15 protein-coding genes and 1 other RNA gene are annotated in these 16,418 nt (G+C 32.8%); 13 read left to right on the forward strand and 3 right to left on the reverse strand.

Translation table 11 applies throughout. From position 1 onward, the window contains the following. From asnS to MUA37_RS06895, 4 genes are all read left to right on the forward strand, one after another. Complete coding sequence (gene asnS / locus MUA37_RS06880) at positions 1–1,293, forward strand: asparagine--tRNA ligase (protein ID WP_002511170.1); 1,293 nt, start codon at positions 1–3, stop codon at positions 1,291–1,293. An 87-nt stretch (positions 1,294–1,380) separates the two neighbouring features. Continuing rightward, on the forward strand, positions 1,381–2,067 hold the full coding sequence (locus MUA37_RS06885) for a DnaD domain-containing protein (protein ID WP_021458776.1): 687 nt from the start codon (positions 1,381–1,383) through the stop codon (positions 2,065–2,067). Continuing rightward, a complete protein-coding gene (gene nth, locus MUA37_RS06890; protein WP_002511168.1) occupies positions 2,057–2,716 on the forward strand; it encodes an endonuclease III in 660 nt (219 codons plus the stop codon). The genes MUA37_RS06885 and nth overlap by 11 nt, the downstream gene beginning before the upstream one ends. 3 nt (positions 2,717–2,719) lie before the next feature. After that, the gene (locus MUA37_RS06895) at positions 2,720–3,055 is read left to right on the forward strand and encodes a YpoC family protein (protein WP_002511167.1); all 336 of its coding nucleotides are present in this window, start codon (positions 2,720–2,722) and stop codon (positions 3,053–3,055) included. A 29-nt stretch (positions 3,056–3,084) separates the two neighbouring features. Here the strand turns inward: MUA37_RS06895 and MUA37_RS06900 are convergent, their stop codons facing one another. Beyond that, the gene (locus tag MUA37_RS06900) at positions 3,085–5,331 is read right to left on the reverse strand and encodes a transglycosylase domain-containing protein (protein WP_002511166.1); all 2,247 of its coding nucleotides are present in this window, start codon (positions 5,329–5,331) and stop codon (positions 3,085–3,087) included. After that, positions 5,328–5,954, reverse strand: a complete 627-nt coding sequence (recU, locus tag MUA37_RS06905; protein ID WP_002511165.1) for a Holliday junction resolvase RecU — start codon at positions 5,952–5,954, stop codon at positions 5,328–5,330. The genes MUA37_RS06900 and recU overlap by 4 nt, the downstream gene beginning before the upstream one ends. 253 nt (positions 5,955–6,207) lie before the next feature. Between recU and MUA37_RS06910 the strand changes: the two genes are divergently transcribed. From MUA37_RS06910 to MUA37_RS06950, 9 genes are all read left to right on the forward strand, one after another. Continuing rightward, on the forward strand, positions 6,208–6,543 hold the full coding sequence (locus tag MUA37_RS06910; protein WP_002511164.1) for a DUF1798 family protein: 336 nt from the start codon (positions 6,208–6,210) through the stop codon (positions 6,541–6,543). Then, a complete protein-coding gene (locus MUA37_RS06915; protein WP_262624397.1) occupies positions 6,540–7,106 on the forward strand; it encodes an SLOG family protein in 567 nt (188 codons plus the stop codon). The genes MUA37_RS06910 and MUA37_RS06915 overlap by 4 nt, the downstream gene beginning before the upstream one ends. A 13-nt stretch (positions 7,107–7,119) precedes the next feature. Beyond that, on the forward strand, positions 7,120–7,455 hold the full coding sequence (gene gpsB / locus MUA37_RS06920) for a cell division regulator GpsB (protein WP_002511162.1): 336 nt from the start codon (positions 7,120–7,122) through the stop codon (positions 7,453–7,455). A gap of 113 nt (positions 7,456–7,568) precedes the next feature. Next, positions 7,569–7,951: RNase P RNA component class B (gene rnpB, locus MUA37_RS06925), an RNA gene on the forward strand. A 143-nt stretch (positions 7,952–8,094) separates the two neighbouring features. Beyond that, positions 8,095–9,231, forward strand: a complete 1,137-nt coding sequence (locus MUA37_RS06930) for a THUMP domain-containing class I SAM-dependent RNA methyltransferase (RefSeq protein WP_262624398.1) — start codon at positions 8,095–8,097, stop codon at positions 9,229–9,231. Between the two features lie 27 nt (positions 9,232–9,258). Then, positions 9,259–10,164 carry an EamA family transporter RarD gene (rarD, locus tag MUA37_RS06935; protein WP_002511160.1) on the forward strand — a complete coding sequence of 302 codons (906 nt, stop codon included), beginning with the start codon at positions 9,259–9,261 and terminating at the stop codon, positions 10,162–10,164. A gap of 311 nt (positions 10,165–10,475) precedes the next feature. Then, entirely contained in the window at positions 10,476–11,111 is a 636-nt protein-coding gene (locus tag MUA37_RS06940) for an NAD(P)H-binding protein (protein WP_021458784.1), read from the forward strand. Between the two features lie 192 nt (positions 11,112–11,303). After that, positions 11,304–14,750 carry a dynamin family protein gene (locus tag MUA37_RS06945; RefSeq protein WP_262624399.1) on the forward strand — a complete coding sequence of 1,149 codons (3,447 nt, stop codon included), beginning with the start codon at positions 11,304–11,306 and terminating at the stop codon, positions 14,748–14,750. Between the two features lie 17 nt (positions 14,751–14,767). Continuing rightward, positions 14,768–15,649, forward strand: a complete 882-nt coding sequence (locus MUA37_RS06950) for a 5'-3' exonuclease (protein WP_002511157.1) — start codon at positions 14,768–14,770, stop codon at positions 15,647–15,649. 18 nt (positions 15,650–15,667) lie between these two features. Here MUA37_RS06950 and MUA37_RS06955 read toward each other — a convergent pair whose 3' ends face one another. Continuing rightward, positions 15,668–16,084 (reverse strand): ribonuclease HI family protein, encoded by a 417-nt coding sequence (locus MUA37_RS06955; protein WP_002511156.1) that lies wholly within the window; start codon positions 16,082–16,084, stop codon positions 15,668–15,670. Between the last annotated feature and the right edge of the window lie 334 nt (positions 16,085–16,418).

Consider the following 16,418-nt stretch of genomic DNA (forward strand, 5'->3'; position numbering starts at 1 on the left):
ATGAAAACAACAATTAACGAAGCAAAAAAATACCTTAACCAAGAAGTAACGATTGGCGGTTGGTTACATAATAAACGCTCAAGTGGTAAAATTGCCTTTTTACAATTGCGTGATGGCACAGGTTTTATGCAAGGTGTGGTCGTCAAGGCAGAAGTGAGTGAAGAGACATTCCAACTTGCTAAAGATATTACACAAGAATCATCTTTATATGTGACTGGTACTATCACAGAAGATACACGTTCGGATTTAGGTTATGAAATGCAAGTGCAATCTATTGAACTAATTGATGAAGCACATGACTATCCAATTACACCTAAAAATCATGGCCCAGAATTTTTAATGGATCACCGTCATTTATGGCTACGTTCTAAAAAACAACATGCTGTAATGAAAATCAGAAATGAAATTATTCGTGCAACATATGAATTTTTCAATGAAAATAATTTCACCAAAATAGACCCACCTATTTTAACTGCAAGTGCACCTGAAGGTACAAGTGAATTGTTCCATACGAAGTACTTCGATGAGGATGCTTTCTTATCACAAAGTGGACAGCTTTATATGGAAGCTGCAGCAATGGCTCACGGTAAAGTTTTCTCTTTTGGTCCAACATTTAGAGCAGAAAAATCAAAAACACGTCGCCATTTAATTGAATTTTGGATGATTGAACCAGAAATGGCGTTTTACAATCATGCAGATAGTTTAGAAGTTCAAGAGCAATACGTGTCTCATGTTGTTCAATCTGTACTCAAAAATTGTAAAATTGAATTAAAAGCATTAGATAGAGATACATCTAAATTAGAAAAAGTGACAGCACCATTCCCACGCATTACTTACGATGATGCTGTGACATTCTTAAAAGAACAAGGTTTCGATGATATTGAATGGGGTGATGATTTTGGTGCACCTCATGAAACAGCTATCGCAAATCATTATGATTTACCAGTGTTTATCATCAACTACCCAACTAAAATCAAACCGTTTTATATGCAGCCTAACCCTGAGAATGAAAATACTGTATTATGTGCAGATTTAATCGCACCTGAAGGTTACGGTGAAATAATTGGTGGGTCAGAGCGTATTAATGACTTAGAGTTAATGGAACAACGTATTACAGAACACGGCCTAGATGCTGAAAGTTATAGTTACTATTTAGACTTACGTCGTTATGGTAGTGTTCCTCATAGTGGTTTTGGTTTAGGTCTCGAACGTACAGTAGCATGGATTTCTGGTGTGGAACACGTTAGAGAAACTTCTCCATTCCCACGTCTATTAAATCGTTTATACCCATAAAACTTCACAACACATTGTCCAGTCATGTTGTAAACGACTGGACTTTTTTCATAGTTGTTTATGTTATAAAAGGAGGCGTGTAACTAAATGAATAAAAGACAATTGCAACAACGACCTGTCGTAATTAGAAAAGAATTACTGGATCATTATAATGAATTAGGTATCAATGAAACTGAATTAGTCATTTTAATAAAATTATTATACGCTGCTGAAACTTCAAATAAACAACCCCCTATAGAATCATTACAACAGGGGACTTCATTAGAAGCACGACAAATTACTGCGGTGATTCAAAATTTAATTCAACGTGATTTACTATCACTTGAAGTACACAAAAATGAAGAAGGCAAATTCACAGAGTATATGGATTTAGAGCAATTTTATGAAAAACTCAGTCAAATTCTAGAACAAGAGACGATCGCTATCCAGAATGATACAGATGAACTTGCTTTTAATACATTATTCCAACAAATTGAACAAGCATTTGGTAGACCACTTTCACCTTATGAAATGGAAACTTTAAATCAATGGATTGACGTTGATCAACATGATTTAACAGTTATTCAAGCTGCCCTTGATGAGGCAATGAGCCAAGATAAATTAAACTTTAAATATTTAGATAGAATTTTATTAAATTGGAAAAAACACAATGTTAAAACCATAGAAGATTCTAAACAAATTAGCAGACAATATAACCAACCAAAAATGAAACAAACGGTCAAAGATATTCCAAAATTTGATTGGCTAAATGGAGGTACACCCAATGATAAGTAATAAAAAAGCATTAGCAATGGTCGACACAATTGCTGATATGTTTCCTAATGCTGAATGTGAATTAATCCATGATAATCCATTTGAACTTACTATCGCCGTCTTATTATCTGCACAGACTACTGACATATCAGTAAATAAAATTACACGCTCACTATTCAAAAAATATAAGACACCAGAAGATTACTTATCAGTAGAACTAACAGAGTTAGAAAATGACATTAGAACTATTGGCCTTTATCGTAATAAGGCTAAAAATATCCAAAAATTATGTCATTCTTTATTAGAAAAGTTTAATGGTGAAATCCCACAAACGCACAAAGAATTAGAAAGTTTAGCAGGAGTAGGAAGAAAAACAGCTAATGTCGTTATGAGTGTTGCTTTTGGTGAGCCATCATTAGCAGTAGACACACATGTAGAAAGAATTTCTAAACGCTTAGGCATTTGTCGTTGGAAAGATAACGTCAGACAAGTAGAAGACAAATTATGTAGTATTGTTCCTAGAGAAAGATGGAATAAAACACATCACCAGCTTATATTTTTTGGACGCTATCATTGTTTAGCGCGCAGTCCTAAATGTGATGTCTGTCCGTTATTTTCTGATTGTCGAGAAGGGCAAAAGCGTTATAAAGCAGCCTTGAAAGAAGGGTGATTAATGATTACGAAAGAAACATTTATAGAATTAGAACAAAAAATCGATGTCTATGCACAACAAAAACAACTAAAAACTACCGAAGCACAAGAGTATCTCGATCAATATTTACAATTAATTGTTGATTACTTTAAACAAATCAACGAAATTGAAGAAATTGATTTTAATACATTAGATAGTTTAAATGTTGTACCTATGAACTTCCAAGAGCGCTATGAATATATTCTTGCTCGTAAGCATCATTTTATGGGCTATAGACAAATGAAAACTTTAAAAACAGAGTTAATTAAAATGAACGCTGCTTATCAAATAAGACAAAAAAACTCCAATCTCAAATAGTTGAGATTGGAGCTTTTTATTAATGTTGCTTAGTTAGCAACTGCTTGTTGACTTTGTTGATTTTGTTGAGTAGTGGTACCACTTCTATTTGTCGTAGTTGCATTATTGCTTGTACCAGAGTTGTTTGAAGTGCTACTACTGTTTGAGCTACTGCTTGAACTATTACTTGATGATGAGTCATCATCATCACTGCTACTACTGCTACCTTGGCCTTTAGGATCTTTATCTGTCGTATTGTCATCCTTATGACCGTCAACTGATAAGTCGTCTGGCTCGCTGCCATTAACTGAATCAGGTTTAGAGAAGTCTTCGCCATCTCTAGGTGCAATATCACTCATAACATCTTCAAATAAGAATTGTGGGTATTCTTGTTCTTCATGACCAACGAAGGAGTTTGTACCACCTTGTTTAACTTCACTGAAGCCCATCCACACTGACATACTGTACTTAGGTGTAAAGCCATTTATCCATACATCTTTCGCTGCATCGTCAGGTAAGTTGTATTGTTGATATGTTTGTGCACCGTACGTACCAGTACCAGTTTTTGCTCCCATATTCACTCCATCTACTTTATGTCCATATGCAGAACCATAAGGTTCGAAAGTACCTTTTAGTACTTCTGCAAGCATATAAGCAGTAGAATCTTTCATCGCTTTATTACTTGAATGGTCAAATTCTATTGTTTCACCATCTTCTTTAACAACTTTTTTAATTGAATGTGCGTTGTTATATTCACCACCATTTGCAATGGCAGCAAATGCAGAAGCAAGTTGTGTAGGTGAGAACTCAGATGCTGAACCACCAAGTACTTCTGAAGGTCCTAAATCAGCTTCATACTCTAAACCGACTTTTTCAGCGAATTTCTTCGGTGCATCATTACCTGCATTTTCTTTTGTTGATTCCCAAGCTTTTAATGCTGGAATATTGAAACTTTGTCTTAAAGCATCATATAACTTAACTTCACCGTGACTTTCAGTATCATAGTTTCTAAATGTAACACCGTCTACTTGGTAAGACTCTTCATCTTGGATTGCATGGTTTGTTGCCCAATTCATATTTTCTATGGCTGGACCATATGCCAAGAATGGTTTTAATGAAGAACCAGTAGGGTGTGCATCCGTTGCTTGGTTTCTGTCAACGACATCTTTATAATCACGTCCACCAGAAATAGCAACTAAACTACCATTTTCACTATCAACGATTGAAGAACCAACTTGTTGATCGTCGTTTTTATAATAACTTCCATTATTTATACGATCTTGTAAAGTTGATTGGACATCTTTATCCATATTCGTATAAATTTTAACACCACTATTTAATACAGAAGCTAAGTCTTTGTCTTTAAATTCTGGGTTGTTCATAAGTTCTGATTTAACAAAGTTGATGTAAGAATCATATTCCGGATTCTTGCTTTCATCACTTACTTCTCTATCTTCAGCTGAACGTTGTACTAAGTTATCTTGTAATGATGTTTTCTGTGCTTCTTCTTTTTCTTCCTTAGAAATCTTATTATGATGTTCCATTAAATACAACACAGTATCTTTTCTTGATTCAGCTTGTTTTGGATGGTCGTAAACATTATAAGTATTTGGTACTTGTGGTAAACCTGCTAAATAAGCTGATTCCGCTAGGTTAAGATCTTTCAAGTCCTTATCGAAATAATACTTAGCAGCAGCCTTAACACCATATACACCGTCAGAGTAATAAATCTTATTTAAGTATATTTGGAAAATTTCATCCTTACTATACTCTTGCTCTAAACGATACGATAAGTATGCTTCTTGCGCTTTACGAGCAATTGACTTTTGGTCGGTCAAGAATGATCGTTTAACAACTTGTTGTGTTAATGTTGAGGCACCTTGAGAACCAAAACCACCTGTAAAGTTTTTAAGTACTGCACCAAACAAACGTTTATAATCTAATGCACCGTGATCATAAAATCGACTATCTTCAGTTGCCAATACTGCATTTTTCATATTTTCTGGCACATCTTCTAAGTCGACATGTGCACGACGTTGACCATTATCCAAAGTTTTAACTAATTCACCATCTTTATCGTAAATTTTAGCAGGCATTGGATCCTGTAGTTTGGCTTCATTAAATGCTGGTGCTTTCCAAGCATAGTAAGCAAATAATAAAATTCCAACCAATGCTAATACGATAAAGGCGATAATTATAAACCCGATGATTTTAATAATCGTTCGCTTAATATTCCTATTCTGTTTTCCTTCGGACTGACCATTCTTTTCTTCGGTAGTCCTTTTCTTTTCTGTCATACGCGGTCCTCACTTTCATCTAATATCAACTTATCAACTGCTTTGAGATAATTCAATCGTGGTTGATACTGATAAGGAATATAGTAACCATTTTTTCTCAATTCTTCAACCGTTATCGACTTTTTACCGTCATTTTTAAATCTTTTCCAAAATTTTTGGAATTTAGCATAAGGTAAAAGATACACCTCATCTAAAGATTTAAAACGAATTAACAAAAAAACAATACCTTGATGTTGATAACATGCATCCATATGTGTAACTTGATGTTCGTGAATGTTACTTAATGGAAAAGATGTTTTGTTTTTAGTTTCTTTTGCTTCAAAGTCAATATAATGACCTTGATAAAGTCCATTATAATCAGTTGTTGAAGGCGTACGAAAATAAGCTTCATTAATTACAGCTTTACTTCGTTGAGGATAATGAACATTAACAATTTGCACAGGGGTAGGCTTTTTATGTATGACAGCCATCCCATGTTTTAAATAATAACTGTTTGAATGTTCAATATCATTTTCAAGTGACATCCCTCGGCCACCATAATCAATTTTACTAGATTTCAGTGTCCCAGTTCTTCCGACTTGAGCCTTATTTACTTTAAATGGTTTTCCATTTGGATAATTCATTGTTTTCACCACTTTAGTTTTAATTTCAAAACTTCATTCATTATACATGATGAAGTGTAATAAATCCAAATTGCGAAAACAAAATAGTGTATTTATTACATCATAAATACACCAAATACATTTTAACGCTCTTTCTTGAATTAAACAATAAATGTAACCAATTTAACTGGTTGTAGAGGTTATTTTTATACACAACATTATCAATGACTATAAAATCATTTTATGGTAAGTTTATTGAGTAGGAGGTATTCTCATGCCGCAATTTATACAACAACTAATCCATGATGTGCAACATATGGAAGAGCAATACAAAAAAGCTAAAGCAGGAGAACTATTCGATTTTTATGAAATTGTTAAACCATTCACTGATTTGGTCGATCAACATATTGCTGTGCTGAAGAGTTATGAGCCTCATATTTTAGCATTACCATATATGAATAAAATGAAATTTGATATCTTAGTGTCTAACATTGAAGAGCTTTCGGTTGAATGTCATTTCAAAAGAACTAGTCGTAAACTTTTCACAGAAAAATTAAAAGCTGTACATTACGATTTGAGTTATATTCAAGACAATGGTGTTAATTTATGATGAAAACAATATATGTTACAGGTTATAAATCATTTGAACTCAATATTTTTAAAGATGACGCACCGGAAGTAAGCTATTTGAAAAAGTTTATCTCGCATAAATTAACTCAATTGATTGACGAAGGCTTAGAATGGGTATTAATACAAGGCCAACTTGGTATTGAATTATGGGCTGCAGAAGTAGTAATTTCATTAAAAGAAGATTATCCCGACTTAAAATTGGGTATAATAACACCATTCTATGGCCATACAGATAAATGGAATGAGCTTAATCAAAACAAATACCGTTACATTGAGCAACATGCCGATTTTGTCGATAGCGTGTTCCATACGACGTATCAGAGTCCTTATCAATTTAAACAAACAGATCAATTTATGTTAGACCATAGTGACCAAAGCTTACTAATTTATGATGAAGAACAAGAAGGTAGCCCAAAATATTTCAAGCTAATGTTAGTTGAATTTATGGAAAAAACAAACTATACTTGTGACATAGTAACATTCGATGAATTAACTGAATTCATTAATGACATACAATGGTCTCAAGAACAAAGTTTCGAATGAGGTGGAGAATAATATGGCAGATGTTTCATTAAAATTATCAGCAAAAGATATTTACGAAAAAGACTTCGAAAAAACAATGACACGTGGTTATAGAAGGGAAGAAGTAGATGCCTTTTTAGATGATATTATTGCAGATTATCAAAAAATGGCAGACCTTGATAGTGAAGTCGTGAAGTTATCAGAAGAAAATAGCAAATTAAAAAAAGAACTAGAAGAATTAAGATTACGTGTTGCCACATCAAGACCACAAGAAAATAAAAACTTTTCTTCAAATAGTAGCAACAATAACAACAATGTTGATATTTTGAAACGTATATCTAATTTAGAAAAAGCCGTATTTGGTAAATAACCGTTACTAATACGTGCCTGTTTTTTGTACATAATAAGTAAGTTTTGATTTTCTCAAAACTTACTTTTTTTATTTGTTTATATTTCTATAAAATGATATAATCATTCAGATGGTGTTTTGGGTAATCGCTATAGTGATATAGAGGAAAGTCCATGCTCACACAATCTGAGATGATTGTAGTGTTCGTGCTTGATGAAACAATAAGTCAAGGCATTAAGTTGACGGCAACGAAATAACCTAAGTTTATAAAATATGGTTAAATTAGTTTGAAAGTGCCACAGTGACGTAGCTTTTATAGAAATATAAAAGGTGGAACGCGGTAAACCCCTCGAGTGAGCAATCCAAATTTGGTAGGAGCACTTGTTTAGCGGAATTCAACGTATAAACGAGACATACTTTTGCGAGAAAAAGATGTGTAGACAGATGGTTACCACCGACGTACCAGTGTAACTAGTACACGTTATGAGTACAACGGTACAGAACATGGCTTATAAAAGCATCATCCCTAGTTCCAAAGCTCTCCTAACACGGAGAGCTTTTTCTTATTTTTATTAAATTTAAAGATACATATCAACTTATATCTATTTAAATAAACTTTTGATACGATATAACTATATATTTGAGTGAAGGAGCAAAAACATGTATAAACTACTAGCTGTATGTCCTATGGGATTAGAATCCATTGTAGCTAAAGAAATACAAGATTTAGGTTACGAAACAACAGTTGAAAACGGTAAGATATTTTTCGAGGGCGATGAAACAGCTATTGTGAAATGTAATCTATGGTTACGAACTGCAGACCGAGTAAAGATTGTAGTAGGAGAGTTTACTGCAACAACATTCGATAATTTATTCGAACAAACAAAAGCATTACCGTGGGAAGCAATCATAGCAGAAGATGGTAATTTTCCTGTTCAAGGTAAAAGTGTGAAATCTGTACTTTATAGCGTTCCTGATTGCCAAGCAATTGTCAAAAAGGCAATTGTTGAGCGTTTGAAAGTTGCATATCAAACACGAGGTTGGTTAAGTGAAATAGGAGCTAAGTATCCTATCGAAGTGTCTATATTAAAAGATAAAGCATTACTGACAATTGATACTTCTGGTTCTGGATTAAACAAACGAGGCTATCGTTTAGCTCAAGGTGAAGCACCGATAAAAGAAACTTTAGCGGCAAGTTTAATTAAATTAGCGAACTGGACCGGAGACACACCACTTATCGATCCATTTTGCGGGTCAGGTACTATCGCAATTGAAGCGTGTTTAATAGCACAAAATATCGCACCAGGATTTAATAGAGACTTCGTTTCGGAATCATGGGACATTATGCCAAACGATTTATACAATCAAATGCGTGACGAAGCAGATCAAGCTGCTGATTATGATCGTGAAGTAGAAGTACTTGCATCCGACATTGATCCTGACATGGTTGAAATTGCTAAACGTAACGCTGACGAAGTAGGTTTAGGCGATATTATTAAGTTTAGCGTTAAAGATGTAAATACATTAACCGTTGAAGCGAATAGAGCAATTGCGCTCATTGGTAATCCACCTTATGGAGAACGTATAGGGGATCGTGAAGAAGTAGAAGAAATGTATAAATATATTGGCATATTAATGAAACAACATGCACAATTATCCACATATATTTTAACAAGTAACAAAGAATTCGAGTACTTAGTAGATAAAAAAGCAACAAAACGACGTAAGCTCTTTAATGGCTATATCGAATGTACCTATTATCAATATTGGGGAGAGAAAACTCCAAAGAAGTCTTAACACAAAACATACCGGGGGTAGATAGAGATGAATAACGAATTTAAACGCGGAATAATTTTTGCCTTCGGTGCATATATTTTATGGGGGATTTTACCTTTATATTGGGAACTTATTCAAGGCTTTGGTGCCTTTGAAATCCTTGCATTTAGAATTATATTTTCAATGATTTTCATGGTCTTTATAGTACTTATTGGTAAGAATAGGCAGGCCTTTGTACGTGATTTAAAAAGCTTAATAGGTAGCCCAATCAAACTCATAGCCATTATAGTCGCAGGGTATGTTATTACCATAAACTGGGGAACATTCATCTGGGCTGTAACTAATGGTCATGTACTACAATCCAGTTTAGGTTATTATATCAATCCAATAGTTAGCATATTACTTGCGCTCATCTTTTTAAAAGAACGTTTTAATAAATTTGAATGGTTAGCAATAATTTTAGCTTTTATTGGTGTTTTATATATGACTATTAAAATCGGTGAATTTCCATTTGTTTCTTTATTGCTAGCTTTTTCATTTGGAATTTATGGTCTAATCAAAAAATTAGTACCCATTGATGCCATCAGTAGTATTACTATAGAATGTATTGTAACAGCACCAGCTGGGTTTATTTATTTATGGTATATATGGCAACAACAGCAAATGTCATTTGGAATAAATAGTTCATCGTTATGGCTTATTTTTTCAGGGGCTGTAACTGCAGTGCCACTTATTCTCTTTTCAGCTGGAGCAAAACGTATACCATTATCTCTTACAGGTTTTATACAATACGTCGGTCCTACACTTATGTTTATTTTAGGTATTTTTGTATTTAAAGAACCATTTGATGTCGACCAACTAATCACATTTGTATTTATCTGGTTAGGTATTATTGTCTATAGCATTTCACAATATTTAAAAATCAAGAAATCAAAAAACCCAGTTGTTAATTAACAGCTGACTTGTATTATTATTAATAACTTTGATTAAAAAGTTATTTAACATTTACTACTTGTGTAGTCGATAGTTAAGTAACTTTTTATTTTGTTATCCTCTGACTATCAAATTATAAACGTACAATAAGTGTAATTTTTATGCGTTTATTACTAGCCTTAAGCGGTTAACTGTATTATGGTAGAGATAAAGTAACAAAACTCGAATAAGTCTTAACAAACAATCATTGTTATAAATAAATATTTGCTAACTTTTAAGTACTGAAACATTGCTATTGATAAACAAAAATTTAAAACAATTGGAGTGATTATATGAGCAGAGTATTAATTATAGGTGCCAATGGTGCAGTATCCAAGGCAGCTATAAACTCTTTTTTAGAAAACACAAATTATACTTTACGATTATTTTTACGAGATGCCAACCGCTTACCTGATTATGCGTCAGATCGTATAAGGGTCAGAGAAGGCGACGCTACTAATATAGATGATGTTACACATGCGATGGAAGATGTTGATATTGTTTTTGCTAGCTTATCAGGTGAATTAGACAAAGAAGCTCAAACTATCGTTCAAGCAATGGAAGTTAGCACAGTTAAAAGACTTATATTTGTAACTGCACTAGGGATACACGACGAAGTCCCAGGCAATTTTGGGGAATGGAGTGCAGCAAAAATTGGTGATAAACTGTCCATTTATAAACAAGCTGCTCATACGATAGAAACTTCTTCTTTAGACTACACATTATTACGCCCTGCATGGTTAACTGAGAAAAACGAAGTTGACTATGAAATTACAGACAAAGCAGAAAAATTTAAAGGGACTGAAGTATCACGCAAAAGTGTAGCAGAAGTAGCAGTAAATATCGCAAAAGATCCGAACTTATATTTACGACAAAGTATTGGTATTAATAAACCTAATACGGATGGCGATAAACCAGCTTGGGCATAAACACAATATAAAGTATGAAACCTATAATACTATCAATTTAACAGGATAGTTATTATAGGTTTTCTTATACATAAGACGTATGTACTAAATTTATACAGTTTATTAAAAATAATGTTATCACTGTCTTTTGACAAACAGTAATTTGTTATACAATGAAGATAATTAAACAGGTTAAAAAGGGGATTGCAAATAATGTCAAACACACAGCAACTCGACATTTTATATAAATTAAAAAAGGAAGTAGCAAAATCTAAAAATGAACGTTTAACACATATTATTAATCAAGTGATTAAAAAAGTGTATCTTAATCAATTTACAACAACATTTGTTGGGCACTTTTCTGCAGGTAAATCAACATTAATTAACTTATTGCTTGAACAGCAAATTTTGCCAAGTTCACCCGTACCTACAACAAGTAATACAGCCATTGTTTCTGTCGATGAGCGTGAAGGTATCATTGCTAATTTAAGTAATCAACAGTACACAGAGCTGACTACTTACGACGAAGTAAAAGCTATGAACAAAGCCAATATTGATGTAGAATCTGTAGAAATTAAGTTTCCATCAACGAAATTTAACAAAGGGTTTACTTTGCAAGATACGCCTGGCGTTGATTCTAATGTTTCTACACACCAAACGAGTACAGAACAATTTATGTATACTAGTAACATTATTTTTTATACGGTAGATTATAATCATGTTCAATCGGCATTGAATTTTCAATTTATGAAACAACTGAATCAAGCTGGTATTCCTGTTGTCTTTGTAATCAACCAAGTAGATAAACATAACGATGAAGAATTAGCCTTCGAAACATTCCAAGATAGAATAAATAAATCGCTTGCGGACTGGCAACTTGATATAGAAAAAATCTTTTACGTTTCTAAATTCGACAATCCACATAATGAAATCTCACAATTATCTGATTTTCTCGTTGAACAAGACAATAACCGTGAAGCATTAGATACTTATGTAGATCGAATAGTTAAGTTTATTACTGATGAACAGTTATCATATATCCAACATGAAATACATGATATTTTAGAACAACTAGCGATTGACGAAGAGGATTTTGATCAAGCATATTTAAACTTCCAACAACATCAACAAGTAAGCGAGGAAGCTCAATTATTAAATAATCCAGAGAAACTTTATGACTTTTTAGCGCACAAACGTAAAGATATTTTAGATAATGCATATATTATGACACATGATATGCGTGAATTAATTCGTAACTATCTTGAAAGTCGAACTAAGAATTTTAAAGTTGGTGGACTATTTAATAAACGTAAAAAAACTGAAGAAGAGCAAGATAAAAGATTATCCGTAGTGATTTCTAATTTACAAGATAAAGTCAATCAACAAATTCGCCAACCATTAAGAGAAGATATGTCTTTCTTAACAAGATTTATTAATTCAACCTCGGTAAATGAGGCAATACTTAATCAGCACTATGATATAACTGCGAGTATGATTAGTGATTTATATAAACCACAAATTAATATTAGTAATCAGTATGTACTTACATTTTGTGATGAAATTATACAAACGATACAGCAACATATTAAAAAAGAAACCGAACCGCTTTTCGACAAAGCGATCAAATTATCCAAAGCACAAGATATTGGTTCGGATGAAGTAGATGATTACAATGATTATGAAAAATTTATGGAGCTTAGAAATTTAAGGGAATCATTAGAAACTAAAAACTACCGTCATTATTATATTCACATTGATGATTCTTTAGATAAATTAATCGATCGAACAAAAATTACATTTACACCACAACAAGAACAAAATTTATCAAACAATGCACAGCATGATGCTTCAATGTCTCAAGTTGAAACCGATGATCAAAGCGATAAAATATTAGAAGGCTTAAAGTTAATCAGTGATGTACCAATGTTTGATCAAACGAAACAAGATATCCAATCAACTGTTGAACGCATGGAGCAAAAAATAGTTAAAATAGGGGTCTTCGGTACTTTTAGTGCCGGCAAAAGTAGTTTAATTAATGCACTACTAGGTAAGCAGTACTTGATTAGTTCACCTAATCCAACAACTGCTGCAATGACAGAAATATCTTATGGACATGACAGTGCGATAACACTTAAATCGGAAGAGCAGTTATTAGAAGAACTTAATAATATGTTTGAAATTAATGCAACGTCATTTCAATCATTCTCTGAATTTTTTAATACTGATATCGAAAAATTAAAACATCAATTAGAGAAAAACCAACTCGCATTTGTCCACGCACTAGAAAATCATTACGATGCTTATAAAGCTAAAACCGCTTCTGGTTTAGTTCATCAAATAGAAAGTGATGAAATTCGTAAGTGGAGCGCCGTTGATGAATATGCAGCCTTCGTTAATACAGTACATTTAAAATTGCCGTTAGAATGGTTAAAAAATAAAATTATTGTAGATTCTTTAGGTTTACATTCTAATAACCAAAGACATACTAATGAAACTGAGAAAGTATTAACATCTTCAGATTTAATTTTGTATGTAAGTTACTTTAATCATGCATTCACAGATAATGATAAAAAATTCATCGAGCATATGAAAGAAATGAATCAACTTAACTCAAATCAAGCATTTAAAATGATTATTAATGCTACTGATTTGGCTGAATCAGACGAAGATTTATCAGCAGTGTTCGAATACGTAGATCATGCTTTAGCACAAGTTAATTTGGCATCAAAAATCTATCCAGTGTCTAGCAGGCAGGCATTACAAGATGATGACACATCAATGCAAAAATTACGCGATGATATTTCACACTTTGCCTTAGTCGAATCTAAGCATATTTTACAACAACAGATGTTACAACGATTAACTCATGTCTCACAAGCATACACTGAACTTATAGAAGAATTTAAAAACAACAAAGCTCAAATTGAACAACGAACACAAAAATTAACGCAATTAAAAGATACAGCGGTCTTACCACACAACATCATTCAAAATACAGAACAACGTACAGATAATGAAGTAGAAGACCAAATTTACCATTTAAATGAACGGTTAAAATTACAACTTAAAGATGAAGTGAAATCAGTTTACAATAGTCAAATGACTAAAAATAAAAACTTTAATGAAGCAAAAACACATGCGACAAAAATTTATTTAAATCAAATACATCAACGTTTCTATTTGGAACAAACACTATTATTTGAACGTATCAAAAAACACTTTATAGAGCAGTTTAATCAAGAAGTTGCACCTATACAGCAATCATTAGAACAGTTACATGTTTTCATTTCACCAGAAATCGATTTGACTCATATAAAAACTGACCATCCATATTTAAGAATAGAGTTACAAGATATGTTAGCTGCGTTACCGAAATCTTTAACTAAAAGAAAACTATTAGAAGCCAATACGCAACAAACGTTGCAAGAAGACATAACTGTTGCAACAACAAACTTATTAACATCCGATATTGCTGACTTTAGAGAAGCATTAAATGATTCAGTGACGACAATGGCTGAAATAGCTGAAACAAATTTAAAACAATTAGAATTAGAAATTCAAGCTCAAATTAACGAACTACTATCATTCGATATTGATGATTCCTTAATTAAGCAACTAGAAATCACCAATAAGAAATTACAAACATTGTTAGCACAATAAAGAAAGAAGGCACTTATATGGCAAATAGAATATTACTCGTTGACGGTATGGCGTTATTATTTCGTCATTTCTATGCAACGAGTATACACAAACAATTCATGCGTAATTCAGCAGGTATACCAACGAATGGCGTTCAAGGTTTTGTTAGACATGTATTCACTGCACTTAAGGACATTGAGCCAACGCACGTGGCCGTGTGTTGGGACATGGGACAACAAACTTTTAGAAACGATATGTTTACAGGATATAAACAAAACCGTCCTGCACCTCCAGAAGAGTTAATACCACAGTTTGATTTTGTTAAAGAGATTTCTGATCAGTTCGGCTTCGTTAATGTGGGAGTAACAAATTATGAAGCCGATGATGTCATCGGTACATTAGCTCAACATTATTCTGAAACAGATGAAGTATTTGTCATTACAGGTGATCGTGATATCTTACAATGTATTAACCAAAATGTTGAAATATGGTTAACTAAAAAAGGGTTCAATATTTATAATCGCTATACGTTAGATCGTTTTACAGATGAATATGGACTTCAACCTAAACAATTAATTGATGTTAAAGCATTTATGGGTGATACTGCAGATGGATATCCGGGAGTAAAAGGCATTGGTGAAAAAACTGCTATTAAGTTAATTCAACAACATGGCTCAGTGGAAAATGTTATCAATGCAATAGACCAATTGACAGTTGGCCAACGTAATAAAATTGAAAACGATATGGATAACCTTAAAATTTCCAAATCATTAGCTGCAATTCATACAGAAGTACCACTTAACTTACAGCAGTTGTTAACTGATATGCAATTTGGTACAACTCTGACAAATGCTTTAAATATTTGTCACCAACATGAATTACATGTGTCACAAAAATATTTAGCAACACATTTCAAATAATAAAAAGAAGGAAGTCAGTTATTTTGACTTCCTTCTTTTGCTTTGCGTAACCATTTTATATAGCGCTTGTTGCGCATAATGATTCGCCTCTTTATTTTGCGCTCTTGGTACCCATTTTACAAACATTAACTCAAACATAGGTGCTTTAGTCATTATTTGTGAATAGTAGTGTTTAAACTTTTCATTTTTAACAGCTTCTTGATTCATACTATCTTCAATTAATTTTGAATCCGTAAATACTAGAGCATTAGACACGTTATGTTCTAGTGCACACGATAGTGCAAAATCAAAGGTTGCCCATTCTGCACTATGATTATCTAATTCACCCAAATATTGTTCAAATACTAAACGCTCATCGTCATTCACTATAATTACTGCTCCAACACTTTCACCTGGATTACCAGCTGTTGCAGCATCAAAATAAATTTTAGCCAAATGTCTTGCCACCTTACTGTTATAATCTATCTATTACTAGACTAGCATAAAGTTTTTCAAAAGCTAAATACAAACTAAGTATTGAATAATAATTACACTTAACTATAGTTCCAAGCGTTACAACTTAGACTAGTTTGATGTGTATAATAACAGACTGTAAGTTTTATTAATCAAGGCATTTCTCATAAGTAGATCAAATATTTGCGAAATCATAAAACTTTATTTATTACAATTTAACCAATGCTCCTTAATGAGAACTAACTGTTATAAATTATAATTAGGCACTATAGTCTATATAACATCGGAAAATGGAGTATAATGCTTAGTAGGATTA

Origin of the sequence: Staphylococcus arlettae, assembly GCF_025560845.1 — a bacterium.
GTDB classification, from domain to species: domain Bacteria; phylum Bacillota; class Bacilli; order Staphylococcales; family Staphylococcaceae; genus Staphylococcus; species Staphylococcus arlettae.

Bases quoted from the DNA above. Each gene is read 5' to 3' on its own strand.
- asnS (WP_002511170.1), top strand. From the start codon at position 1: ATGAAAACAACAATTAACGAAGCAAAAAAATACCTTAACCAAGAAGTA.
- MUA37_RS06885 (WP_021458776.1), top strand. From the start codon at position 1,381: ATGAATAAAAGACAATTGCAACAACGACCTGTCGTAATTAGAAAAGAA.
- nth (WP_002511168.1), top strand. From the start codon at position 2,057: ATGATAAGTAATAAAAAAGCATTAGCAATGGTCGACACAATTGCTGAT.
- MUA37_RS06895 (WP_002511167.1), top strand. From the start codon at position 2,720: ATGATTACGAAAGAAACATTTATAGAATTAGAACAAAAAATCGATGTC.
- MUA37_RS06900 (WP_002511166.1), bottom strand. From the start codon at position 5,331: ATGACAGAAAAGAAAAGGACTACCGAAGAAAAGAATGGTCAGTCCGAA.
- recU (WP_002511165.1), bottom strand. From the start codon at position 5,954: ATGAATTATCCAAATGGAAAACCATTTAAAGTAAATAAGGCTCAAGTC.
- MUA37_RS06910 (WP_002511164.1), top strand. From the start codon at position 6,208: ATGCCGCAATTTATACAACAACTAATCCATGATGTGCAACATATGGAA.
- MUA37_RS06915 (WP_262624397.1), top strand. From the start codon at position 6,540: ATGATGAAAACAATATATGTTACAGGTTATAAATCATTTGAACTCAAT.
- gpsB (WP_002511162.1), top strand. From the start codon at position 7,120: ATGGCAGATGTTTCATTAAAATTATCAGCAAAAGATATTTACGAAAAA.
- MUA37_RS06930 (WP_262624398.1), top strand. From the start codon at position 8,095: ATGTATAAACTACTAGCTGTATGTCCTATGGGATTAGAATCCATTGTA.
- rarD (WP_002511160.1), top strand. From the start codon at position 9,259: ATGAATAACGAATTTAAACGCGGAATAATTTTTGCCTTCGGTGCATAT.
- MUA37_RS06940 (WP_021458784.1), top strand. From the start codon at position 10,476: ATGAGCAGAGTATTAATTATAGGTGCCAATGGTGCAGTATCCAAGGCA.
- MUA37_RS06945 (WP_262624399.1), top strand. From the start codon at position 11,304: ATGTCAAACACACAGCAACTCGACATTTTATATAAATTAAAAAAGGAA.
- MUA37_RS06950 (WP_002511157.1), top strand. From the start codon at position 14,768: ATGGCAAATAGAATATTACTCGTTGACGGTATGGCGTTATTATTTCGT.